Source organism: Bradyrhizobium sp. IC4059, assembly GCF_020193615.1.
GTDB classification, from domain to species: domain Bacteria; phylum Pseudomonadota; class Alphaproteobacteria; order Rhizobiales; family Xanthobacteraceae; genus Bradyrhizobium; species Bradyrhizobium yuanmingense.
This window is the reverse complement of sequence record NZ_JADYVH010000012.1, coordinates 210,230-233,768: the sequence shown is the minus strand read 5'-3', so window position 1 is coordinate 233,768 and position 23,539 is coordinate 210,230. Positions and strand designations below refer to the sequence as shown.

The window sequence follows — 23,539 nt, the reverse complement described above, 5'->3', positions numbered from 1 at the left end:
GTGTCCTGGAACGTCGAGCGCGTGCCGAACAGCGGCAGGAACTGCTTGGGCCGAACCTCGCGCGAAGCGGGCCACAGCCGCGTGCCGGCACCGCCGCACATGATCAGGGGGATTATGCGTTTGTCCAAAATCTGAAGCTCCAGGCCAAATTCAATTCACAAATCGTACAACATTCATAAAGCCAGAATTTCACCGTTGGGAATACAAATTCGAAATAGCCTCAGCAGGACTCTGTTGCCTATTGCGCAGACCTCAACGCTGTTAATCTAAGCTTGCTTTTTTGACCCAGCCCATCTCCCTATTCTCTTCGTTTTCGAGTACGAACGGCCTACCGAACCTTGAGATTATTATGACAAAGAAACGAGCACTTATTACCGGCGTCACCGGGCAGGACGGCGCCTATTTGGCCGAACTTCTTCTGCAGAAGGGATACGAGGTCCACGGCATCAAGCGCCGGACCTCCCTCTTCAATACGGACCGCATTGATCATCTTTATCTCGATCCGCACGAGCCCGATCCGCCCTTCCGGCTTCACTACGGCGATCTGACGGATTCCTCGAGCCTGATCCGGATCGTTGGCCAAGTGCAGCCAGACGAAATCTATAATCTTGCGGCGCAGAGCCACGTTGCCGTTTCGTTCGAAGAGCCCGAATACACAGCCAATTCCGACGGTCTCGGCACCCTGCGCATCCTCGAGGCCATGCGTATTACCGGCCTGGAGAGGAAGGCGCGCTTCTATCAAGCGTCAACATCCGAGCTTTACGGATTGGTCCAGGAGATCCCGCAGAAGGAGACCACGCCGTTCTATCCGCGTTCACCATACGCGGTCGCCAAGCTGTATGCCTACTGGATTGCGGTCAATTACCGCGAAGCCTATGGGATGTATGCCTGCAACGGCATCCTCTTCAACCACGAATCTCCGGTCCGCGGCGAGACCTTCGTGACCAGAAAGATCACGCGTGCTTTGGCGCGCATCCATTTGGGGCTGCAGGAAAGGCTCTATCTGGGTAATCTGGATGCCTTGCGCGATTGGGGACACGCGCGCGACTACGTCGAAATGCAATGGCTGATGCTGCAGCAGGACAAGCCCGAGGATTTCGTGATCGCTACTGGCGTGCAACATTCGGTCCGAGATTTTGTCAATGTCGCTGCCAACGAAGTCGGTATGACGATCCGCTGGGATGGAAGCGGCGTCGAAGAAAAGGGATATGACGCCAAGACCGGCAAGTGCGTCGTTTCGGTCGATCCCCGCTATTTCCGCCCAACTGAGGTGGCGACGCTTCTTGGTGACCCGTCAAAGGCCAAGCAGAAACTTGGCTGGGAGCCCAAGACGTCGTTCGAAAGCCTGGTTCGAGAAATGATGAAGGAAGATCTCGGGTCCGCAAAGCGCGACGAACTCATCAAGCAGCACGGGTTTAGATATTATCCGCGCCACGAGTAGTTCTCATAGATCGGCTATCAAGCAACTCAAGCAAGCAAATGAGCGCCCATTGCGGCGCTCATTCTTTTCGGACCGTATCCAACTCTGTCGAATGCCTCAGGGCGACCGAACGGCATCCCCCACAGGAAGCCCAATATCGTTGGCAGCGCCCGCCGGGCTGGCACTCGTCTGCCCTGTCGCATTGCCCTGCCCTGTCATGGCCTCCGACCACCGGCGCACGATCGTGCGTCGATCCCAGCGATCAAGAGCTCGCCTTCTTCCTTCTTCGCCGTAATGCTCACGCAGGGTGGGCGCGTCGCTGAGCTGGCAAATTGCCATTTCGAGAGCCGACGAATCTCCTGGCGGAATCACGAGGCCCGCGTTCGTGACTTCCGCCGCGAGGCCGGTGCCTTCTTCGGCCATCGCAATGACCGGCCGAGCGGATGCGAAGATCGCGCCGAGCTTCGAGGGCAACACGAGATCGGCGGCCTCGGCCTTCTGCGGAATCAGATGGAAATCGGCCGTGGCCATCAATTGATTGAAGCTGTCATTGGGCTGAAGCCCGAGAAAGTGGATATTGCGATGTCCGGCTGCAAGCTGCTCGAGCCTCATCTTGTGAGGCCCTTCGCCTGCAAGGATGAAGTGGATATGCGGATGACTTCGCTCCAGGCCAATCGCGGCCTCGATCACGAGTTCAAGACCCTGCTTGTTGGACATCGTGCCGGAATAAAGTCCAACGATATCGCTCTCAGCCAGGCTCAGTTGTTGACGGTATTTGGTCGCTCGAGGCCCCGGGCAAATCGCAGTCGTGTCGATCCAGTTCCTCACTTCCGCGGTTTTGTCGGGCCGCAATCCCTTGATCCTCAACCGCTCTACCATCGCTTGAGAGATGGTTGAAACGTTGTCGAACGATTTGAGGATCGCCGCTTCGATTCGAAGCATCCATTTTCGCAGAGAAGGATTGCGCAGCAAACCAAGATCGAACGCCGCATCCACCTCGAAATCCTGCACGTGAAGCCATGATTTGGCGCCGACGCGACGAGCGACGAACGAGACGAAGGCTGCCGACATCAGCGAAGGTGCGACAGCGATCATGACGTCGGGCCGCCAGGACAGCGCCTCAAGAAGAACCGGGGCCGAGCTCGTGAGCGCGAATGAAGCGTGATGGACTAGCCGTCTGACGCCAGAGGGATGTCCGGGCACATAAATCGGCGTACGCGTTACTCGAACTCCGTCAACATCTCTCGATCTGAAGTACGAGGAATTGAATGCAGGTGGGATTTTCCAGGCGGGGTAATAGGGAGGCGCCGTAATCACTCTGACTTCATGGCCTTCGGCGACCAGACTTTCGCAGAGCTCGGCGTTGTATTTCGCCACACCGATCAGATCGGGGGCATAATTGATGCCGACCAAGAGAACACGCATAAAGCCCGCCCCAATTCAAACTTCAGAATAAAAAAATCTCTAGCAATCTAACTAGTCTACTCAGCGCGTTGCGCCGACTTCCAGATGACGCCCGTAGCCATGAAGATAATCTGCGTAGGCGGCTGCAAGGCCTGTCCGCAGGGCAACTTTCGGCTGCCAACCAAGTGCTCGGATTCTCGAGCTATCCAGCAACTTGCGTGGCGTTCCGTCAGGCTTGGATGTATCGAACGCGAGCTTGCCCCCGTAGCCCACCACCTCCGCGACTGTGGTCGCGAATTCGGCAATCGACAATTCGTCGCCCGTGCCGACATTGATGGGCTGGTCACTCGAATAGTTCTTCAGAAGGAAAACGCAGGCATCCGCAAAATCATCGACATTGAGGAATTCGCGCAGCGGCGTGCCGGTGCCCCACACCGAAACGCTGGGTGCATTGGCGAGCTTGGCTTCGTGGAAACGTCGGATCAATGCGGCCGGCACATGACTATGGTCCGGATGATAATTGTCACCGCGGCCGTAGAGATTGGTCGGCATCACCGAGATGAAATCGTCGCCATATTGCCGACGATACGCCTGGCACATCTTGAGGCCGGCAATCTTGGCGATCGCATACCACTCGTTGGTCGGTTCGAGCGGTCCTGTCAACAATTCGCATTCGGCCATCGGCTGCTTGGCGTGCTTTGGATAGATGCAGGACGAGCCGAGGAACAGCAGGCGCTGCACACCAACCGCGTGACTTGCGCGGATCACGCTCAATTCCAGCGCGAGGTTGTCGCAGAGAAAGTCGACCGGGAAATTGTTGTTGGCTGCGATACCGCCGACCTTTGCAGCGGCATGAACCACGACGTCCGGGCGATTGGCCTCGAGCCATTTGAGCGTGGGTTCTTCCTTCGTCAGGTCCAGCTCGCGCCGATCAGCCGTGAGCACGGTGCAGTTCTCCGATGCAAGCCGGCGGACGACAGCTGATCCCACCATGCCGCGGTGACCCGCAACGAAGACACGTTTGGCCGTGAGATCGTAGGTTGAAGCCCCTGTCATCGTACCCTCTATCAGCATCGGTTTGGCTGGATCGCACCACCTGGCGAGATCCGGCGACCGGTCGCTTTACGCTATCACGCTGCAGATGCAGCCCCGCCGAACTGCTAACACAATCTTCACCATGCGACAGCCTGCCCCGGCCCGACAAAGATATTCATGGTGAACCTGCGCTGCGCGCACAAATGATCGGCACACAATGAAACAAAAACAAGCAAGGCAGCCGCATCAATTGTGCGACTGCCTTGAAAACGATCGGTGACAGGCGGCAGCCGCCGCTCGGTTTATTTCGATCTCAGTACGCCCGACGCAGGACCGGACCGACCGGCGCGCAAACGCGATCCATGTACCAGCCATAGGGTGTCTCGACCCGCACCAACGGACAATGGCGCCGCGGCACATACCGGTAGGGATACGGCTGCGCCCAGAACGTAGTGGGCGTCACCTGGCTCTCGCCTGTGAGCAGGGCGGCCGGCGCGGGCATCTGCATTGCGGCGTTCGCTCCGCTCGCTGCGCAGAAGGTAACGGTTGCAGTCAAAAGACCTGCTCGCATCAACGTCTTGAACATCTAAAAAGCTCCTCGCCCCTGCGGATTTGAACCCCGACCCGCGCTTGCCAGACCCCAGCCGACCAACGTCACGGTCCGTAAAGCCACTCCGCAACTAGCCCAAATAGTGAACCGAACTTTACCAAGGCCACCGACGAAAATGCAACCGATGCCGGGGCGGCCAGGCGCCTTTTGGGACGATATAGCGCGCAAGTGTGGCTTCTTGGTCCTATTTTTTTCCTATTTGTCCTGGCTCCACGCGCCTGGAGCCGCGAGGTCGGGTGAACGGCGGTACACATCCCGCAAGAACTGGTAGCTGACCGTTTGAGCCAAAGGCACGTCTTCCTCGCCCAGCTTGGCGAAGAGAAGGATATCCCGAAGCGTCCGCCAGCGGCTTTCGTCGTAATCGCCGATGCGGCCGCCCGTCGGCAGCACCAGCGGGCGCTGCTGCTGCAGCTCGAACTTCAGCCGCTCAGGGTTCAGGCCAGCCGGTCCGGTACCCGTAAGAACGGGCACGCTCCGTGCATAGTCCGCGTAGGTGAATTGCCATCCTCGAATGAGGCCCTGAAGCACGTCGGCAATCATAGATGGCTGTTCATGGACGAGACTATTGCTCGCAAAGTAGACTAGGCCAGGAACATGGATACCATAGTCTTGCGGCTTGATGACGTTGAGCTTCACGAAGGCCGAGCTGGTGGGATCCGGCTGCTCGTCGATGGCGGCGATGATCGCATCCACCTCCCCGGCCCGCAGGGCTTCGAAGCTGTCGCGGTCCGGCACCTTGGTGATCTGGCTTCGGGGAAGCCCGAGCTGCGCCATCATGGCATCGAAGACGACGTCTCCCTCACTCGCCCTGCGGTATCCGATCCGCTTTCCGACCAGATCGGCCGGCCGCCGCAAGCCGGAGCTTTCGAGCGTGAAAATCGCGACAGAGGTATCGAGGAAGCTTGCGGCAAACGCAGTCACGGGGACGCCGCGCCAGCTCGCCAGCAGGAAGTTCTGGCCGCTCGTCACGCCGATGGCATGTTGGCGTGCAATGGTTTGGACGAAGTCGGGACCGGGCTGCGCCGACACCTCGATGCGGGAGGAGAAATATCCCTGCCTCGATGCGGCGAGCTCCCCGGCAAACCGCGCGCCATACGGCCCATCAAGGAGGAGCTTGATTGCAACGGGCCTGGACGCTGTTGGAGCTCGGAGGGGCGCCGCATCGGGGCGCAGAAGGAGAAGCACAAGTCCCGCCAAAGCGACGGCCGCAAGGCCAATGGCGAGGTAGCGCTTCCCGCTCGAGCGGGATCGCCGCCGGGACTGGGTACGAGGCAACGAGGACTTCCTAACGGGTTGTGAAATTTAACATATCAGTCGAGGCGAGATGAGCTACAATGCACGCTTGTGGGGTAAGGTTAATTTTTCCTTCGCCTTGTTCTAACAGCGATTTTGCCCGATAGCACGGCTTGTTCGGGCTAATGAATTTTGCGTCAATGGATTTGGCAGGATGACAATTCTTTCTACTCGGCCGGTGCCTGTCGCTGATTCTGCGACGGAAATCCGGCTGGTCGAGCCGGTTGCGTCGGCATCTACAGGCTTTGCGCCGAGCTGGTTGCGACCTGTGGTGGTCGAGCGGCTGCTGGCGGTGGTGGATGCGGCGCTGATCGTGGTCAGCGGCATCGGCTGCGCAGTCGGGTATCACGTCATCACGGCGGGCACGCTCGGCAAGGCGGACGTCTATGCGGCGGCGAGCGTGCTGGTGGCGATCAACTTCGTCCTGCTGACCATCGTGCAGCAGGGTTATCGCCTCAAGACCGTCACCAACCTTGCCCGCACGTTCCGGATGACGCTGACGACGTGGACCTTCCTGTTCGGCGCGCTGCTGGCGATCGCCTTCACCATGAAGGTCAGCGACGAGTTCTCCCGCGGCACCACGATCTCGTTCTATTTGGTCGGCCTTGCCGCCCTGCTCGCCTGGAAGATTGTGGCGGCGCGCTGGACCGCGCATGCCTTGCGCACCGGCGCCTTCGCCAACGGACGGGCGCTGCTGATCGCCGAGTTCGGCCTTGCGACCTCGTCCAACACGGTCGAGGACCTCGGCCAGCACGGCTACCGCCTGATGCGCGTGATGGAGATCCCGGCCAAGGAGCTGGCTTCGCCGCTGCTGCTGTCCTCGTTGGCGCCGCGCTTCGAGGAGCTGATCAATTACGCGCGCGAGCAGCGGATCGAGCACGTCTTCCTCCTGATCAACTGGAGCCGGCAGCATGCGATCGACAGCATCCTGGACGCGCTGAAGATCCTCCCCCTCCCCGTGCATCTGGTGCCGGACCCCAACACCGCGCGCTTCCTGCGCTATCCGCTGGTCGGCACCGGCAACACCTTCACCGCCGAGCTGCGCCGCGCCCCACTCACCTGGCGCGAACGCGCGCTCAAGCGCGCGCTGGACCTTGCCGGCGCCAGCCTTGCGCTGCTCGTGTTCGCGCCGGTGATGCTGGTGACCGCGCTCCTGATCAAGCTGACCTCGCCGGGGCCGGTGTTCTTCCGCCAGACCCGCCACGGCTTCGGCGGGCGCGCGTTCAGGATCTTCAAGTTCCGCACCATGCGCGTGCTCGAGGACGGCCCGACGATTCAGCAGGCGCAGAAGAACGACCCGCGCGTCACGCCAATCGGCAAATGGCTGCGCAAGACCTCGATCGACGAGCTGCCGCAGCTCCTCAACGTGCTCAAGGGCGACATGTCGCTGGTCGGCCCCCGCCCGCACGCGGCCGCCCACAACACCGAATATGAGCAGATCATCGGCAACTACGCCTTCCGCCACCACGTCAAGCCCGGCATCACCGGCTGGGCCCAGGTTAATGGTTATCGCGGAGAAACCCGCACGCTCGACCTGATGCAGAAGCGCGTGGAGTATGATCTGTGGTACATCAATAATTGGAGCGTTACGATTGATCTCATGATCTTGGTGCGAACCATCGCTGTTACTTTCACCAAACCAACGGCCTACTAACAGCTAAGGAGGCGCGAACTCCTTCGCGCCATGCAAATGCCTGTACGCTGCCATCTATGACTGCACCCGTGATTATGTCTCATAACTTCGCCTACACTAAGAATCCCGGCGGAGTTGCTGATGTGGCGCATAACCTCTCCGAGGCTTTCCGAGCAGGGCTGCCCCACTTTAGTGAAGCTTTCCCATCTACAAGCCATCCGAATGCGAAAGTTCTACGGAGATTCTCAGAAGAAATCTCTTTAGAACTGAAGCATTTTCGGAAAGACGTTATTTTATTCTTTCCAAACTATTTTACTCTTCCCCTCCCCGGCTCATCGACGCGCAATGTGGTTCTCGTCCACGACTTGCAGTATCGAGCTTATCCTCATTTTCATTCGGCCCCCAAACGCCTCCTGCTCGAATGCTCCTACCGAATCGCTCGGAGACGTGCCGCTGGAATTGTCTTTATCAGCCAGTCGACGCAAACCGACTTTGTTCGCGTGTTCGGAGAGCCAGCTTGTCACAAGGTCATCTTCAACCCCGTGATAGTAGATAGGTCTCCTGTCGACTCAGCAATCAAAAAGGCGATTGGCTCATCTCCTTACGCGATTGCGAACTTCCATTCCTATCCGCATAAGAACATCGACAAAGCATTCGCGATGTTCAGCCAAATGCGCCGCCGCATTCCAGATCTTAAGCTGGTCTTGACTGGTCGGCACTCCCAAATCGATCCATTGCTGCGCAGCCATGGACTGTCCAAAGAGGTGATTATCTCAACAGGCTTTATTCCTAAAAGGATGGTGCTCCAATTAGTGGCTGATGCAGAACTCTTTATATCTCTATCACTGTTTGAGGGTTTCAATATGGCGGCAGCGGAAGCGGCCAAGCTTGGAAGGCCCCTGATCCTATCAGACATTCCCGTTCATCGAGAGCTGTTTAGAAACTACGCGCTGCTAGTGGACCCAGATGTTGCTCACTTTCCATGGGAGCAGTTTCAAGCATACCTGAGTGACTTCAAACTGAAGCCTCGATGGGAGTTCTTCGAGGCCACAGAGCCAGAGGTCGTCGCACGAAATTACAAGCACTTTTTTGAAAAAGTGAGTGTGGGTTGACGGATCATCCACTGCTGCAGGAGAGTAGCTTGTCCAAACTCAAACAAGCAGTCATCGCCCTTACACGTAAGTACTTATCATATTTCGGAGGCGCCTTAAGAGGCACGACGCGGCCCGAGTTAGAGGCGGTCTATCAACATATCTTCACGAGGGATGCTGCTCGAATTGGCATTCACGATGAGTTTTATCCGATTGGCGCTGCAGCAAACTATAGCTTTCTGTATTTGATCCTGCGTGCGACGCGGTCCTTTCAATTCCGATCGATTCTTGAGTTGGGCGCTGGGCAGACCACGCTACTGCTGAATGCGCTGCGGGCGACGGGCGTCGTCAGCGGTGAAATCAACACCATTGAACATGATACCCTTTGGGGCAATAGCGTCGGCAAGCTGGTAACCCATAAGGTTCAGTGCCTGCCCCTTGTTGAACGCACAGATGGGCCATATCGGTATAAGGGGTACGACCTTAGAGCTGCTGCAATCCCTGACCTGATAGATCTTCTGCTGATCGATGGGCCTGTCGCGTGGCAGAAGGACTGTCGCTACTCTCGTCACGGCGCCCTGCCCCTTCTCGATCGGCTTGATCGAGAGGGCTTTGTTATTGTGGTGGACGATGCAGAACGGGAAGGCGAGAGCGCGTTAGTGGAAAGGATCAGAGACTGGCTTCTGCACGAAAAAATCAGCTTTCAGTATACACGCGTTTCGGCAGCAAAGTGCCAGAGCGTCTTTGCAAGTGGGAAGTTTTCCGAAGTCGCTTTCTATTAGTTCACTGTCTCTGCTGACGCCCCTCAAAGGTATCTGGTACTTGAGGCAACCTGGAGGTCAATTGAGGAGCAATCGCTATTGAGGCAGGCACCTCTGCTGGACCGAAATTTTGTTCGCGCAGCGGCGAGTCGCTCTCGACGCGAAAATCGCCATTCGTCGGATTCTTAAACTTGGGATCTACCTCAATCGAATCTCGGTCCCGAAACGTGTCCCCCATCGACCAGTTCGCCAAGGCTGGAAGCCCTGGATAAAATTGGCTGACGTTGCTGGTCCGCCAATAGGCATTATGCTCAAAGGCGAAACTGCCCCCGTTGCATTCCCCCACAAAGACGGGAGAAGTTGCTTCGTGATAAAAGACGTTAGCGCGAAATCGAACTGATAGGTGTTGCTCTTGACGCGAGCAACGAACCTCGGATCGCTCACCAAGCGCAATAATATTGTTATGAAACTCATTGGCAAAACCGAAGTGAATGTGAAAACCGCCATCACGCGTACGAAAGACTAGGTTGTCGTATATATCTAGGAACGAAGCTCCTTGATCAGCATAGATGCCCCAACCGCCATATTGGTGCACATCCACATCATGAATCACATTCTTCGCGACGACAGTACCAGGACTCGAGCCGAGTAAATAGATTCCGCCAAGGTCGCTTAACACGCCTTTGCCAATCTGATGAACGTGGTTTCCAATGATAGTGTTGTGGTGGGCTCCGCTCTTTCCATATCCCCATGTCCAACCAACAGAAATCCCGGAATAATAGAAGTCATGGATCTCATTTTCCTTGATGGTCACGTTGTCCATGTTGCCGACCCAAATTGCTACTGCGCCTGGTGAGGTGCGACCGCCGGCCGAGATCAGATTGCGGGAGATAAAAACCCTATCTCGGTCGATCGCAGGCGAAACATCTTGAGGGGGCGGCACCGCAGCCCCGATATTAGGAGTTCCGATCTGGAGCCCGCCGGCTCCAAGATCCCTCAACTCACAATTCTGAATCCGAATACGAGAACTAGACGAGCCAATCGAAATGGCATGAGCTCCTGTATGGATGACGCCGACATGATCCAAAGTAATGTCCTGAGCGGCGCCAACTTCAACGGCGGCAGGCAGGCCCACCTCCGCTTGTGGAGCGCTACGGCCGTTGGTTGGCATGTTCCAGTTAGTGTGCTCAAAAACTAGGTTACGAAACTCAATGCGCCCAACTAACTCCTTTGCACCATAGGCATTACCAATCCGCAGCAGCGTGGGCAGCAGCGGCGCTACAACCTGTGTAGCCAGCGGCGATTCGCCAGGAAAAGGCGCATAGGTCAACTCTCCGGTTGAATGGTCTAGATGCCATTGTCCCGCCTGCAACTCGGAGGCAGCGACATTATCAAAGAAATACCGTGCGCCGGCTCTAATTCTTCCATTGTTGTTAGATGTGAACGTGTGCCCGTGGGCAGTCAAAATGGAAGAAGTCCGATCAATCTGGGCGACAGGAAGCCTTGACGTCGTCCAACTGTGAAAAACAAGCAGCTCCGCGTGCTGGCCCAGAAGTGCGTCGCTTGGGAAACCGATTGGATTGAACTTGAACCGATTGTGCCCAAGTGCTCCAGCCGCCTCGGTTGGATCGATGGGACCGACCGCGCTTAGATACCCTTGAGCCGGATAGCGAGGACGTGTTCTTCTCTGACCATCAACGAACAACTGCGAAAACTTCCACTTGCCCCGGACTACATCCTCAAGCCTCGTGCGCCAAAACCCGTCAGCTCCTACCTTCCAATTGTCAAGGATGCGCCCCCCACTGAGAATCGGCCGTTCACCATCGTACGCCTCGATTCGAAGCGGCGGCGCTCCTGCGCCTGCAATAGCTGGTGTTATTGCCAATGGCTCCGGGAGTAGATAGAGGCCGCCGCGCAGAACAATTCGCCTGAGTTGAGCTGCGGGCATCCAGCGCCCTGAGCACGACGCCATGCGTTCCAGCGCTTTCTTGGGTGAACGAAAAGGTCCATCGTTTAGGCCAGCATTCGGCTCAGCCAATGTTCCCGACCACTCATCTGACCCCAGAGGTGAGACAAATAGAGATTGCTCGCAAACCTGACCGGGCGGATTCGGTTCGGCTGCTTGCGCAACCACCCAAAACAAGCTGAAAACTACGGTGAGGCTCGCTCTGAGAATCAAAGTCATCTCACTGCGTATCCGTCGCAAGCTCATTCAGTCAGTTTGGTGTTGCGCCGACCTGAACTGCGGTCTTCATCCTCATCATCTTTCTAGGTCTGCGATGGAGCGAGGCGAGGTTTCCTGTCAACGCTCCGGCAAACGCAAGCAAAAAACCACCATCGAAGTATCCAGCACCGCGGATTACATTGCCAATAAGCAGGTTCAAGAAGATGGCACCAATCATCTTGCGCGGGCCACTCCCGAATGCATCCCTTGTGTGCTTCACCAAAACAATCAAGAATAAAAGCAAACCCGCTCCACCAAACTCTGTTAAAAATTTCAGAACAGCGCTTGATCCATCTCTCTCATTTATATTGCCGAAAGCCGTCGTTAGTTGAAAGCCGTACGTCCAATTCGCAAAGATATAGTTGTCCAGCCCAAATCCAAAGGGATAGCTCTCCATCACCCGCTGGAGCACGTACACACTCTTAGCATATACAATCGAAGATACGTTCTGATGCCCATTGATCCTCCCTGAAAGAATATCCAAGAGGTCGATGATCCGCTCGAAGATAGGATTCTGATCTCTTAACACATATGCAATGGACAATAGGGAAGGAGCAACAATCATGGCTGCAAGCAGAACCAGCCGCCCGCGATTGCTTCGCGCGAGCAGAACCACAACATTCAAGAAGACGCTGACAATTAGTGTGGCTGAAGGGCAAAGCACCACAATCATGAAGAGAATGGCTGATTGCAACAATCCCATCTCAGCAATCCATCGGCGAGGAAACTGCAGAAGGATCGAGATCGGAATCGACAACATGATACCAACGTGAGAGGGCTCTCGCAGGATTCCTCCCTGTCGTTCGATCGGCAAAAAGTAGTGCTGATACTGAGAATTACCGGATGAATAACCTAAGACAGTTTGGGCAATCATTACCGCCAATTGGATCGGCAAGAATATCCTCACCGCAAGTAGTATTGCTTCTTCGAACGAACTGACTGACAGGACACCCTTCGCCAAACATGCAACCGTCACAGATGCAAAGACTGCTATTCCGATGTGCCTGACATCGACTCCCGCTCCGGCAGATGACATGCCAGTAAGCTCCGTTGCGACGTAGAGGTGCAACAGCAACAAGGCGAACGTTGTGGCAGCAACAAGTACAAATCCGGTCAATGCCCCGATACGCCCAATGCAGATCAGGAATAGTGGGATCGACACATAGAACCAGAGCGGAGTTGTACCCAGGACAAAATCAAACTTGATCCCCCAGGTAAAAAGGAAAAAGAATAGCGCCACCCCCAAGATCGTGCTTGACCCTGGACCCCGAGATGCATGAGGGCTTGGTTTCATTTTGCTCATCTACGACGCTCGCTGGGGTGCAGCAGAGGTGCTGGCTGCACGGATGAGTAACACAACTCGCTTTGTTCTAATCAAAAGAAAGATAAGGGTGAGTGCAGAGATGAAAGTCATGACCCCAGGAAGACTGCCCAATACTGCAGCCACCGGCAGAAACGCGATGTAGATTGGGAAAAAAGTCAGGTTACTAGCAGCGACAAATCTGTCGTCCCGAGCGCTTGCCAGGACAGCGTTCATTGCAACGGAAAGTACAGCGACCCACTGACAAGATGCCATTGCAACAGACAACCAAAGATAAGGGCGCACTTCATTCCCTTTGACCGATAGCGCCGAAAAGTAGGCTGCAATTGCAGCTAATGAACAAAGACAAAGCGCGAAGACCGCCACTCGGCACACATACCTTCTCGCAAGCTTGCTCCAATCCGAGTGGCTTCCGGCGTTGCGGCGCGCTCGAACTAGCTCAGGCCATTCAGTTTGTACCACTCCAGCATCTACCAAAGTGAGCACCGTGTTCGAAAAGGCCCAAAAGAAACTATAGATCCCAACCTCCCGGAGCCCGAGAACGCTGGCGATGATGTAACGGTCAAGATTCGAGGCTATCGCATGAACGACCTCGTTGAGGTAGATGTACCACCCCTTCCGCGCGATAATTAGGTAGCTACCAAGCTTAGGTCGGGTCCAAATGAGGTCTGGGTTCCAGTTTAGAAGGAGGGCCAGAACGCCAATGTAACTGGCGATGGTGAAACCAATCCATAGATCAAAGATGATTTTGAGCGAAAAGAACCAGCCAAATCCAAAATGGCCGGCAAGCACTAGGGGCACCCAAGCAGACGACCGAATAAAGTACAGAAGATTTGCGGTGCGAGAATGTCGAACCGCATTAAGCCCAACGTGGATATCTTTCCCAATCACTTCAAGAAAACACAGCCCAATTATCTCCGGCAACAAGCCGCTGAAGCGCACATCGATCCAAGACGCCGACGAGAATACAATCAAGGAAATCACAGAGCATACGAGCAACGAAAGGATCATCCGATCTCGGACTGCTAAGCTAGCTTCGCTCAGCGAGGCATGAACTAGGTTGCGTCCCCAAAAATAGTTAATTCCAAGCCCCAATGCCGCTGGAGAGGGGGCGATTAAAGACTGCACCACACCGTAAACACCGATTCCTTCAAGGCCTGCCTCACGAGTAATGAAAATAATCAACGAAAATCGAAGCACGATCGCACTGGCCCGCAAACCAGCATTTATCAATGATGGAGCCTGATCGAAAGCTCTCCTGATTTGGGGCATCATCTCTCACAAGCTCTCATCGATGAGAACTATTGCTCTGATGCAAGACATGAAGCGCCAAGCTTGACAGCTACTCGATTCGGCTGGAGACGTCTCAGACGCGATTGGCAGCAATTTCGCAAATGAAAGTCGTATAGGCATTGACCACTCTGTCTGGATCAAGCATTTCGCGAACAGATTGACGAGCATTGGATGCGAGCATTTCATATAAGCTCTCATCATCCAACAACCGGCGCATCGCAAGACCGAGAGAGTCGGGTTCATCGGGATTGCAGAGCAACCCATTGACTCCGTCCTGGATGATCTCAGGGAGACCACCCCGATTTGAGGCGATAACGGGCATGTGGCGTGCGCAGGCTTCGTACGCCACATTGCCAAGCGCTTCCGGCCAAATCGAAGGAACGACACATACATCGATCTTTGCGTAGAATGAGGATGAGTCACAGTATCCTAAGAACTCAACGTTCAGCCCTCCACCTTTTTGCTTCAGGTGCTTGAGGTATTCGGGATCACCATCGCCGGCGATTAACAGCCGATTCGTGATCCGGTGCCGAATGAACTGATCCAACAACCACGACACTCCCTTCGCGGGTATAATCGTTCCAATGTAGCCAAACGTTAGCTCGTTTGACTTGATCTTCTTTTGGGAGCGCCGCTCTTCCGCAATCGCGCGTGCATTGCGGATGGTACGTGCTTTAGCGCGGCTGAAATAACCTTCTTGGCGGAAACGCTCCAACATGTAGGCGCTAACACCAACAACACCATTAACTCGATTGGAGGCGAACCGGTGCGGCAAACGAGCTAGGCGACAGGTCACGCAACGTTGAACACAGGCTTGCCCGTTCCTGAACATAAGCGCGGACCGGCAAAGCATATAAGAGTCATGAAGGACTGCGATGGTGGGCAAACCGGTACGAATAGCAGCAACACAAGCAGAGATCGACCAGCCTGAGAGGTTGTGACAAACAACAATATCAGGCTGTTCAGCGCGAATTGCTTCCCGGACGTGCCGCGACATCCAGGGATTATAAATGTCCAGCAAGTGCCAAATTGCGCGTATGAGTCCAGCCGCTTTTCTGGGCTTTAGATGCCAATAGATGTTGGCAATGGGGATCCGAACAACCCTGATTCCGTCGATAAGATCTGTTCTTCGTTCCGAAGATCCAGTTGTGGCAAGGAGAACTACGTCCACACCCGCTGCAGCGAGTGGTCTATAGATAGATTCAATTGTGACCTCTGCCCCACCCCCAACGTCAGGCTTGTAAAAGGAGTTAATCACCAAGACTTTCATGGGCATTACAACTCAGTGCTGCAGGTCAGCGTTGGGAGATGGTGTACTTAAAGAATTGTATGCCCTTCATGGATCCTAATATCGTATCCACTCGCCTATAGGGTTGAACGTCCAGGTTGTTACAATGGCCAGAGTTGGAATAGCAGACACTTACCCTTATCAAGCGTGAACAGTTGTTCTTGATACTGACAACATGGTCCAACATAGTCGGGTTTATAGCTTGAGCCCTGGCGGCCGCCTCCACGTCCAAGCATGGACGTCCTAACGGATCTTTGATGGCTGCGGAATTTGAACGTTCAGGAGGGCCTTGCAGCGTGAGATTGGATGAAGCCTGCGCGCTAGCCGGGTCGCAAGGGACCAGTTGAGATGTGAGGAACAAGACAACGACACACGTCGGCCGGGCAACTAGAGGACATTTGATCATCGTTGCAACAGCCTTTCATCCAAGGATACTCCTGGTATCGTGACCTGAACCCCGTCTCGCGCAAGTCGCTTAGCAAGGGCCTCCCGCGAGACAATGTACACTTCGGTGAGCCCCCTCAACAGCCGATCCCTTTGAGCCCAGCCAACTCCTGCCAGATTAGTTGCTGCATGCTCAGTGAACCCGCTCTCAACCAACGTGGCAAATTCCGTGACGACCTTGTCCTGTAGAGGTTCGCTTAAATCTCCAAATGCGGCCAAGCCCAACTTGTTGCGACGCAATACAATCCAACCCTCTAGCGAACCTCTATTATAAGATTCTTCAAGATATCCGACGTTTGCTGAGCTGAATCCGGCACGAGTGGTCTTGATTGAATAAAGCGTCAGCCAAAGGAAAGAGTCGCCGGGACTTGCAATAAGAGCAAATCTCAAACTTGCCTCCGCGGCCGCGAACTCGCTATCGGCTTCCGCTGAGCTTCTGCGCATTACCGCATCTTCCGCTAGTCGCACCCGAACAAGTGCGCTAGCGCGCGCGAAGTCGGGGTGAGGCAGTATTGGAATGCGTCCGCCTTCGATGACGGCTAACAGATTCGGAGCGGCACCTCGCCTGAAGCTATCATCTTCGATGACGCGAGCCGCAGCAGCAGTGGCTGGGACCAATCGCAAGAAAGACGGCAGGACGACAATCGACCAGATTGCGCTTGCAAAGCCGAACGCCAAGACCGGCCCGTGCACCAGCATCTGAGCGGTGATTGGCAATCTATTCGACATACCCATAGCGGGCATAGTATTTCTGATAATAGTAGCGCCCGTGATAGGACTCATATCTTGCGAGAGCTTTGGTATCGGCTTTGTTCAATACCACCCCAAGCAGCTTGTCTTGGATTTCCGGCGAGCCGCGCAGGTTGTGCTTCACAACATCAATTTTAGTTTTGCCCCACTCCACCACAAAGACATAGGAATCAACAAATGACGAGGTGACGCGAACGTCGACCACTGGAGCCATCGGTGGCATGTCCAAAACGACATAGTCAAAGTTCGAACGAAGCTGAGTGACCAGCGCGTGCATTGCCTTCGATGCGAGGATTTCGTTGGTGTGTAGCAGCTTTGAGGTCGTTCCGGCCGCGAGGATTGCAAGCTTGGTTTGAGGATCGACGACTAGTGCGTCTTCCAGTTTTGCTTTCTGAGCGACGACTTCGACTAAGCCGATCTTGGCATCTGGCACCAGCGCACGCGACAGTGAAGGATTGCGCAGATCGGCATCGACCAGGATAACGCGCGCGCCCCCATGCGCCATAATCTGGGCGAGATTGGTCGAAAGCGTGCTCTTGCCTTCGTTTGGCAGGGTCGAAGTGGTCGCCAGCACGCGATTCTCTCGCACGATCGCATTGAGATCCACCGCCACCTTCACCGAGCGAACGGCCTCCGAGAAGCGCGACAGCGGGTTGTCGACGACATATCGCATCAAATCGGGCTCGGGATTGTTCTTCCTCAGAAGCTTGCCACCTAACACCTTCTCGCCGAGTCTTGGGGCGATGGCCGCGGTGCCGAGCGCAGGCAGAATCGCAATGCAATTCGCGCCGAGTTCTTCTTCAACTTGGCCGGTCGTGCGAAAGACCTTGTCTGCGAATTCCCGCATCATTGCGGCACCAAAGGCCAACATCATTCCGCCGAACACGCCCCCTGCCAAGATGATCAGTGTTTTGGGGTAGCTCTTCTTCAACGGTGTGGTCGCCGCACTGATTACACGGGCCTCGGTGATCGGGAACGACTGCTGCTGTACGCTTTCCATGTAGCGCTGCAGGAAGTTGTCATACATGGCCTGGTAACTTTGCGCGTTACTCTCAAGTTCGCGGAGAGCTACCTGTGCCTGATTGGTGAGTTGCGATTCCGAGACGACGCTGGCTAGGCTCGACTTGATCGCCTCCTCGCGAGTTTGAGCGATGTCGTAATCGCTCTTGTAGGACTCCTGGATGCGCCTGAGCTCGTCAATGATGTTCTTCTTGATCTCGGCCATCTGCCGGCGGAGGTTGACCGCGGCAAGGTGATCCGAGCCGTATTTCATGGCCCAGATCGATTCCTTCGAGGCCATGTCGACATATTGGCCGCGCAGCTTGACGATGGTGTCGTTCTTCAGCGCGTCGGCGACGCTGGCGTCCGGGATCTCCTGCTTCAGGATATCGTTGATACGGTCCATCCGCGCCTTGGCTTCGGCGGTGGCTGCGTGCGCCATCACGAGCTGACTGTTCACCTCGGCAAGCTGCTGCTCATTCATCAGCCGGCCGCCGGTGTCGACGATATTGTTGGCGGACTTGAAATCCACCACCGCCCTCTGCGCCGCGGAGGCTTGGGTGCGCAGTTCTTTGATACGGTCCTGCAGCCAGACGCTAGCTCGTTTAGTTGCTTGGTACTTCGCCTCAAGCTGGTCAACAATATAGGCGTCTGCAATGGCGTTAGCGATCCGAGCCGCCTTCGCTGGATCCAGCGAGGTGAAGTTGATCTCCATGACGTACGTGAAGCCGAGGCGTTTGATGGTACGATTCTTTTCGAAGCGCTCCAATGCCTTGCGCGTCAGCTCGAACTCTGTGGGCGGATGACCGTCTGAAAATAGACTAGAGATGACATCTAGCAACGCGCCAAGCACGCCGCCGCCGTTGCCGGTGAACTCGGGATCATCGATCAGATGGAGGTCCCGGATCACAGCGAGGCTGATGTTCTCCGATTTCAGGATCTCAACCTGGGTTTCCACCGTCGCGGAGTCCACCGCGATGTCGCCGAGCACGGATTGCTGCTGGAACAGTTGCACCTTGCGGGTGTCGATCACCATCGATGCGGTGGAGGTGAACCTTGGCGCGGCGGTGAAGAGATAGAGCAGCGCCAGGATCACGCAGGCCGAGACGATCGCGACCATGGTCGGAAACTGGCGGCGGATGATGTCGAGATAAGACGTGAATGTCTGCGACGCAGAGCCGTCGGCCTCGGCGAAATCACGGTTGATCTCCGAGGTCGGCTTGTTCACCTGCAACATTTATCGATTCCTGAAATCAATCCGCGATCTGCTTTTTAGGGATGGAGGTTTGTGTGGAGGCCTGGCAATTGCCTCCCGCCTTCGGAAGCAAGCCCCCTTTGCTCCGTCGCTATATATTAAGGTAGCACAAGGGCATCTGAAGTTGAACGCTGTTGATGCAGGGCAGCGCGACTTTGACACTACAATTCGCGTGAACGTTAACGCCACCAACGCAAAAGCGGCGCTCGATGGCGCCGCTCTGCTGGACTTTCGCAACAATGTCCCCCGCGCAGGGCTTTACCGCGGGCTCACCTGATTGGGGGTGGTGCCGCCGACGCCGCCGCCCGCGGTCGCGGGCGGATTGTTGGCGTTGTTGTTGTTGCCGAACCTGACAGCGCCGCCGCCATTGCCGCCGTTCGGGAAGTTGTTGCCGGTGGGGCCGCCTGAGCCGCTGCCACCACCACCGCCGCCGCCGGTCGCGGCGATCGCGACGTCGCCGGTCGCGGCCTGGTAGGCGGCGATCACGTCGGGGTTGCCGATGCCGGCGATCGCGGTCTGGATCTCACTGGCAAAGGCCTGGTCGGTCTGCGCGGCCATGCGGGCGACCTGGGCGAGGCCGCCGACGATCGCGCGCATCTGGTCCTTGGTGGTCGCGGGATCCTTGAGCAGCGCGATCAGGCCCGGCAGCGTGGTCGGATCGGAGGCGCCGAGGTCGCGCACGCGCGAGATCAGCTGCGGGCCGCCGGTCGGATATTGCTGCAAGAGGCTGTTGGGAGCGGCCTTGAAGTCGGAAATGACGGTGGCCGGCAGCTGGCGCTGCGGCGGGTAAACGGCGGCGCTGGCGGCCGTGGTGATGGTCGCGGCGAAGGCCGCGGCGGCAGCCATGCGAAGCGCGTTTCGGATAACGCTCATAAATCAACCTCCAAAAAATCAGCTGCCCCGATTCCTCGGCCCGGGCAAATGGCTGTGCAGTGCGGAACCTAGCGGAAGAGAAAACAGCTGTCCACTTATTCTAAAGACTTCGTAAACGGCGCAACTGCTTCATATCTAGACACTTTTGTGAAGCTCGCCCAGAGCGCGCGGGGCTCGGGCTGCGGTTGCGGAGCGGCCCTCCGCTCGCGGTGCGGTGGCGAGCGCCTCGGCCGCGGGGCGGCCCTCCCGGCTGGAGAAGGACTGCGCCAGGCCCGCGCCGAAAAGCGCAAAGAACGGAATGCTGTAGCCGGGCACCTGCAGCGTGAAATCGAGGCACGAATGCAGCAGCGACAGCGTCGCGGTCGCCGCGGCGGAAAGCGGGATGATGACGTCGCGCCGGCGGGTGAACACGCCCCGCGCCAGCACCAGCAGCATGATGGCCCAGCCGAGCGCCACCAGCAGCGCCATGGGGATGCCTACCTCGGAGGCAAGCTCCAGCGGCGTCGAATGCGCGGCATCCCAGACGCCGCGAATCGAAATGTTGGGGCTGCGGTAGGGCGGGAAGGCCCATTGGAAGGTGCCCATGCCGGTGCCGAACCAGGGATTGTCGGCGATGATCCGCAGCGTCGATTTCCAGGCCTCGATGCGGCCCTCGTCGACCAGGCCCTGGCTGTCGAAACGGCTGGAGACGCGCCCGCCGAGCAGCTGCAACAGGCCGAGCGCGACGGCCGCGCCCGAGCCCAGCGAGATCCAGATGCCCGTGCGCGGCGGCAGGTCCTTGCGCAGGAACAGCGTGAAGGCGACGATCATGGCGAGCAGCGACAGGCCGACGCCGGCGCGCGAGGTCGTCATGAACATCGCCATCAGGCAAATCAGCAGGCATGCGAGTTGCGGCAGGATCTCTCTTGGCGGGATCGCGCGCAGGTCGAGCGATAGGCGCCGCCACTCGATGTGCCGCTCCGGCAGGCGGCGACGGACGTCCTCCAGGATCAGCAGCATCCAGATCACGGCGGCCGAGCCGAAATAGGCCGCCGCCGTGTTGCGGTTGATGAAGGTGCCGGTGACGCTGCCGAGATAGGCCGTCTTGTCCCGCCACAGGATCATGGTGGGCTCGATCAGGAACGAGGCTACGCCGTAGAGCGCGTAAGCCGCGCCCGATATCGCAATCACCCAGAGCAGGCGGCGCGCGCGCATCCGATCGGCGCCGACGGTGATGCCGAGCACGATGGCCAGGATGTTGGCAAGCGGCGCGCCGAGCGCGAAGAATGCCTCGTTCTTGACGATGGAAGCGGACGGGGCGATCGGGACGCCGAGCAGATCCGAGGCCTGCTTCCAGATCGGCTGGAACGGCGCGACGAAGGGATGGTCGGACAGCTGCTCATGCAGCACGAAGGCATAAGCTGCAACGATCACGCCGATGCCGGCGAGCAGCCAGCGATGCGGCGGGCGGAGATCGCGCGTCGGCGCGAAGATCACCGCGACGCCAAGACACAGGCACCAGAACGCGATCGACAGATCATTGGTCGAGCCGAACGGAAACGGCGCGCCGGCGGCCACGAAGAACAGGATGAAGGCCGCGGGCAAGCTCCATGACCAGCGAATCTCGGGAAGCCGAAGGCGCATCGTCATGTCTTGCGAGCCTTGCTTAAGCCTAGAGGAAGCAATCGATCGGATAGATCTTCAGATCCACGTTGAGGCGGCTGTTCCGGCTCTGCGCGCGGAACGCATAGAATAATCCAAAGCTATCACTCCCCTGATCGAGTTTTATTCCGGGGGTTAATTCATCCGGCGGGACCAGGACGCCGATGTGCCGGTTGATGGCGGAAATCTCGATCCGTCCCTCCCCTTGCGCAAAATGCCCGCCGAGCTGGGTCACCGTGACCTTCGGCAGGCCGCGGCGCTGATGGCAGACATCCTCCTCCCACAGCTTGGTCTGCTGCACCAGCGGCTTGCCCGGGCCATCCGGCACGACGATGTCGGGGAAGGACGGGCGCAGCATCCCGAAGAACTTGCTCTCCTTGGAGTTCGCCGAGAGGCGAACCGTGAAGGACAGCTCGCCCCTGGCGCCCTTGAGGCGGGACAGGACGGGAGCATCCGGCTCGGCGGAAACCATCACGTCGATGCGGTGGCGGACGCCCATCTCCGCGCCGCGCACCGACCCGACCTGTGCAAGGGCGAAGGCGAGCGGGGTGAGAGCCAGAAGACGGCAAAATGTTCGAAAGCGCATGAAGCCCCTTGCAAGACCCTCAGGGTGACCGATCACCGGCACGCCGTGCCGCGTGCCGCCTCGATCCTGATCCCGGGCTCGTCGGCGCAGCAGAACCGCTTCGATTGCTAAACGAAAATGGCACCGGGACAAAGCCCCGGTGCCATCGTTTTTGGTCGGTCAAGTCGGCGTCTTACGGCGCCAGCTTGATGTTGTTGCGGAAGATCAGGGCGTCGTTGGCGAGATTGATGCTATCGCTGCCGGTCGCCATGATCACACGCAGGTAGTTCAGGAACTTGGCAACTTCGACGTTGCGCGAGTTCGAGACGTAGATGATGTCGCCGTTCTTCATCATGACCTTGGTGGCGAGGAAGAAGCCGCCCGGATCGCGGAAGTTCACGTTGAAGATGACCGGGATCGTCTCCGAGGTGTACTTGCTCACGTCGATGCCGAGCTGGGCCGCAACCTCGCGCGGCTCGCGGCGATAGAGATACACGGCCGCCGGATCGGCCTGGCCATCCAGCAGGCCGCCGGCTTTGCCGACGGCTTCGCCAAGGTTGATGCGCCAGGCATCGAAGTTGAACTCGCCGCTCTGGCCGCTGGCGCCGAACGCCAGGAACTTCTGCTGCTCGCGATAGACGTAGATGCTGTCGTCAGGACGCACATAGACGTTGTTCTCAGGCGCCATCACGAGATTTTCGAACGGCACGGTGGCCCGCCGTCCGCCACGCTCCAGCATGACCCAGGTCTCGAAGCCCTGGCCCTTGATGCCGCCGGCGCGGGTGATCGCATCGAGCACGCGATCCTTCGCGCCCGCCGCGCTCGCCGGATAACGCGCCGGCGAATTGACCTCGCCGAGCACGCTGATCAGCTGGGTGCGCTGCGAGGACATCGCCACGACCGCCTGCGGCTCGATGGCGCGGTTGCCGATCCTCTCGACGATCGCGCGCTGGATTTGGACCGCCGTCAGGCCTGCGGCCTTGATCTGACCGGCATAGGGCACGGTGATAAAGCCATCATTGTCGACCGACTGATCCGGGATGGTCACATAGTTACCCGGGCGGACACCGGCTTCCGCCGGGATGAACAGACCGCCTGCCGCGGCCTCGAAGATGGTGACGCTGACAACGTCGCCGATGCCGAACACGATGCTGGCGGGCGGGCGGCGATCGGTGAACACGCCGGCTAGGCCCTTGGGCTCGTGTGTGTGCAGGATCTTTACGGTCGCCGGATTGAGCGGCACCAGCTCGTAGGCCGGCGCGTTTTCCGTCTGTATCTTGTTGTTGACGTCGTCTGTCAGCGGACCCGAGCCGGGATTGGTCGAGCAGGCTCCGAGCGCCAAAGCGGCGGCCAGAAATGCTGGCTTGAAAAGATATGACTTGGCAAAGGAATGCATCAATCGCGCCCCAGGAGACCCCAATTAGCCCTTGATTGGTACGGCCTAGGGGGTGGTGCGACAAGGGTTCCCGGTAGTTAACGGAGCGATCGGTCGGCTACTGTTGCGTGCGGGACACTGTTTCGGGCTTAGTTTAAGTCTTTGTGACTATTTGTTGTATTTCGCGTGCTCGATCGGTGAGCAGATCGCCCCAATCGTGGGGGCGCTGTGTCGGGCTCAAGGCTTCTTGACCCCGCCGCCGTC

The 23,539-nt window shown here is 57.4% G+C and carries 19 protein-coding genes; 5 read left to right on the top strand and 14 right to left on the bottom strand.

The window, feature by feature from the left end; genetic code table 11:
• A partial coding sequence (locus I6F12_RS30975) for a sugar phosphate nucleotidyltransferase (RefSeq protein WP_225157958.1) occupies positions 1 to 128 on the bottom strand: 128 nt, incomplete at its 3' end.
• 221 nt (positions 129 to 349) lie between these two features.
• On the opposite strand from I6F12_RS30975, the gene gmd reads away from it, so the two are divergent.
• Positions 350 to 1,441: a GDP-mannose 4,6-dehydratase gene (gene gmd / locus I6F12_RS30970; protein WP_225157953.1), complete on the top strand. Its 1,092-nt coding sequence runs from the start codon at positions 350 to 352 to the stop codon at positions 1,439 to 1,441.
• 96 nt (positions 1,442 to 1,537) lie between these two features.
• On the opposite strand, the gene I6F12_RS30965 is transcribed toward gmd, so the two are convergent.
• The 4 genes from I6F12_RS30965 to I6F12_RS30950 all read right to left on the bottom strand — a co-directional run bounded on the left by I6F12_RS30965 (position 1,538) and on the right by I6F12_RS30950 (position 5,654).
• Positions 1,538 to 2,845 carry a WcaI family glycosyltransferase gene (locus I6F12_RS30965; RefSeq protein ID WP_225157952.1) on the bottom strand — a complete coding sequence of 436 codons (1,308 nt, stop codon included), beginning with the start codon at positions 2,843 to 2,845 and terminating at the stop codon, positions 1,538 to 1,540.
• A gap of 60 nt (positions 2,846 to 2,905) precedes the next feature.
• Positions 2,906 to 3,880 carry a GDP-L-fucose synthase gene (locus I6F12_RS30960; RefSeq protein WP_225157951.1) on the bottom strand — a complete coding sequence of 325 codons (975 nt, stop codon included), beginning with the start codon at positions 3,878 to 3,880 and terminating at the stop codon, positions 2,906 to 2,908.
• 292 nt (positions 3,881 to 4,172) lie between these two features.
• A complete protein-coding gene (locus tag I6F12_RS30955) occupies positions 4,173 to 4,445 on the bottom strand; it encodes a hypothetical protein (protein ID WP_225157950.1) in 273 nt (90 codons plus the stop codon).
• 219 nt (positions 4,446 to 4,664) lie between these two features.
• Complete coding sequence (locus I6F12_RS30950; protein ID WP_225157949.1) at positions 4,665 to 5,654, bottom strand: ABC transporter substrate-binding protein; 990 nt, start codon at positions 5,652 to 5,654, stop codon at positions 4,665 to 4,667.
• Between the two features lie 262 nt (positions 5,655 to 5,916).
• Here I6F12_RS30950 and I6F12_RS30945 point away from each other — a divergent pair, with 262 nt between their 5' ends.
• The 3 genes from I6F12_RS30945 to I6F12_RS30935 are packed head-to-tail and all read left to right on the top strand — an operon-like array spanning position 5,917 to position 9,268.
• Positions 5,917 to 7,416 carry an undecaprenyl-phosphate glucose phosphotransferase gene (locus tag I6F12_RS30945; protein ID WP_225157948.1) on the top strand — a complete coding sequence of 500 codons (1,500 nt, stop codon included), beginning with the start codon at positions 5,917 to 5,919 and terminating at the stop codon, positions 7,414 to 7,416.
• A 56-nt stretch (positions 7,417 to 7,472) separates the two neighbouring features.
• Entirely contained in the window at positions 7,473 to 8,507 is a 1,035-nt protein-coding gene (locus I6F12_RS30940) for a glycosyltransferase (protein WP_225157947.1), read from the top strand.
• A gap of 29 nt (positions 8,508 to 8,536) precedes the next feature.
• Positions 8,537 to 9,268, top strand: a complete 732-nt coding sequence (locus I6F12_RS30935; RefSeq protein ID WP_225157946.1) for a hypothetical protein — start codon at positions 8,537 to 8,539, stop codon at positions 9,266 to 9,268.
• A gap of 1 nt (position 9,269) precedes the next feature.
• On the opposite strand, the gene I6F12_RS30930 is transcribed toward I6F12_RS30935, so the two are convergent.
• From I6F12_RS30930 to I6F12_RS30910, 5 genes are all read right to left on the bottom strand, one after another.
• Entirely contained in the window at positions 9,270 to 11,432 is a 2,163-nt protein-coding gene (locus tag I6F12_RS30930) for a right-handed parallel beta-helix repeat-containing protein (RefSeq protein ID WP_225157945.1), read from the bottom strand.
• Positions 11,433 to 11,463: 31 nt separating this feature from the next.
• Positions 11,464 to 12,774 carry a hypothetical protein gene (locus I6F12_RS30925; RefSeq protein ID WP_225157944.1) on the bottom strand — a complete coding sequence of 437 codons (1,311 nt, stop codon included), beginning with the start codon at positions 12,772 to 12,774 and terminating at the stop codon, positions 11,464 to 11,466.
• On the bottom strand, positions 12,775 to 14,067 hold the full coding sequence (locus tag I6F12_RS30920) for an oligosaccharide flippase family protein (protein WP_225157943.1): 1,293 nt from the start codon (positions 14,065 to 14,067) through the stop codon (positions 12,775 to 12,777).
• Between the two features lie 91 nt (positions 14,068 to 14,158).
• Entirely contained in the window at positions 14,159 to 15,355 is a 1,197-nt protein-coding gene (locus tag I6F12_RS30915) for a glycosyltransferase family 4 protein (RefSeq protein WP_225157957.1), read from the bottom strand.
• Positions 15,356 to 16,535: 1,180 nt separating this feature from the next.
• Complete coding sequence (locus I6F12_RS30910; RefSeq protein ID WP_225157942.1) at positions 16,536 to 18,803, bottom strand: polysaccharide biosynthesis tyrosine autokinase; 2,268 nt, start codon at positions 18,801 to 18,803, stop codon at positions 16,536 to 16,538.
• Between I6F12_RS30910 and I6F12_RS30905 the strand changes: the two genes are divergently transcribed.
• Positions 18,787 to 19,098 (top strand): hypothetical protein, encoded by a 312-nt coding sequence (locus I6F12_RS30905; RefSeq protein WP_225157941.1) that lies wholly within the window; start codon positions 18,787 to 18,789, stop codon positions 19,096 to 19,098. The genes I6F12_RS30910 and I6F12_RS30905 overlap by 17 nt on opposite strands.
• Here I6F12_RS30905 and I6F12_RS30900 read toward each other — a convergent pair.
• The 4 genes from I6F12_RS30900 to I6F12_RS30885 form a co-directional block, all read right to left on the bottom strand.
• The gene (locus I6F12_RS30900) at positions 19,080 to 19,694 is read right to left on the bottom strand and encodes a hypothetical protein (RefSeq protein WP_225157940.1); all 615 of its coding nucleotides are present in this window, start codon (positions 19,692 to 19,694) and stop codon (positions 19,080 to 19,082) included. The two genes, I6F12_RS30905 and I6F12_RS30900, sit on opposite strands and share 19 nt — an antisense overlap.
• A 135-nt stretch (positions 19,695 to 19,829) precedes the next feature.
• The gene (locus tag I6F12_RS30895) at positions 19,830 to 21,323 is read right to left on the bottom strand and encodes an O-antigen ligase family protein (protein WP_225157939.1); all 1,494 of its coding nucleotides are present in this window, start codon (positions 21,321 to 21,323) and stop codon (positions 19,830 to 19,832) included.
• 22 nt (positions 21,324 to 21,345) lie between these two features.
• Positions 21,346 to 21,921 (bottom strand): hypothetical protein, encoded by a 576-nt coding sequence (locus tag I6F12_RS30890; RefSeq protein WP_225157938.1) that lies wholly within the window; start codon positions 21,919 to 21,921, stop codon positions 21,346 to 21,348.
• Positions 21,922 to 22,093: 172 nt separating this feature from the next.
• Positions 22,094 to 23,296, bottom strand: coding sequence for a polysaccharide biosynthesis/export family protein (locus I6F12_RS30885; protein ID WP_057026186.1), 1,203 nt, complete (start codon positions 23,294 to 23,296; stop codon positions 22,094 to 22,096).
• Between the last annotated feature and the right edge of the window lie 243 nt (positions 23,297 to 23,539).

Coding starts and splice junctions, on each gene's coding strand:
- I6F12_RS30895 (WP_225157939.1), bottom strand. CDS start 21,323: ATGACGATGCGCCTTCGGCTTCCCGAGATTCGCTGGTCATGGAGCTTG.
- I6F12_RS30900 (WP_225157940.1), bottom strand. CDS start 19,694: ATGAGCGTTATCCGAAACGCGCTTCGCATGGCTGCCGCCGCGGCCTTC.
- gmd (WP_225157953.1), top strand. CDS start 350: ATGACAAAGAAACGAGCACTTATTACCGGCGTCACCGGGCAGGACGGC.
- I6F12_RS30930 (WP_225157945.1), bottom strand. CDS start 11,432: ATGACTTTGATTCTCAGAGCGAGCCTCACCGTAGTTTTCAGCTTGTTT.
- I6F12_RS30885 (WP_057026186.1), bottom strand. CDS start 23,296: ATGCATTCCTTTGCCAAGTCATATCTTTTCAAGCCAGCATTTCTGGCC.
- I6F12_RS30955 (WP_225157950.1), bottom strand. CDS start 4,445: ATGTTCAAGACGTTGATGCGAGCAGGTCTTTTGACTGCAACCGTTACC.
- I6F12_RS30960 (WP_225157951.1), bottom strand. CDS start 3,880: ATGACAGGGGCTTCAACCTACGATCTCACGGCCAAACGTGTCTTCGTT.
- I6F12_RS30920 (WP_225157943.1), bottom strand. CDS start 14,067: ATGATGCCCCAAATCAGGAGAGCTTTCGATCAGGCTCCATCATTGATA.
- I6F12_RS30965 (WP_225157952.1), bottom strand. CDS start 2,845: ATGCGTGTTCTCTTGGTCGGCATCAATTATGCCCCCGATCTGATCGGT.
- I6F12_RS30890 (WP_225157938.1), bottom strand. CDS start 21,921: ATGCGCTTTCGAACATTTTGCCGTCTTCTGGCTCTCACCCCGCTCGCC.
- I6F12_RS30910 (WP_225157942.1), bottom strand. CDS start 18,803: ATGTTGCAGGTGAACAAGCCGACCTCGGAGATCAACCGTGATTTCGCC.
- I6F12_RS30940 (WP_225157947.1), top strand. CDS start 7,473: ATGACTGCACCCGTGATTATGTCTCATAACTTCGCCTACACTAAGAAT.
- I6F12_RS30945 (WP_225157948.1), top strand. CDS start 5,917: ATGACAATTCTTTCTACTCGGCCGGTGCCTGTCGCTGATTCTGCGACG.
- I6F12_RS30915 (WP_225157957.1), bottom strand. CDS start 15,355: ATGAAAGTCTTGGTGATTAACTCCTTTTACAAGCCTGACGTTGGGGGT.
- I6F12_RS30925 (WP_225157944.1), bottom strand. CDS start 12,774: ATGAGCAAAATGAAACCAAGCCCTCATGCATCTCGGGGTCCAGGGTCA.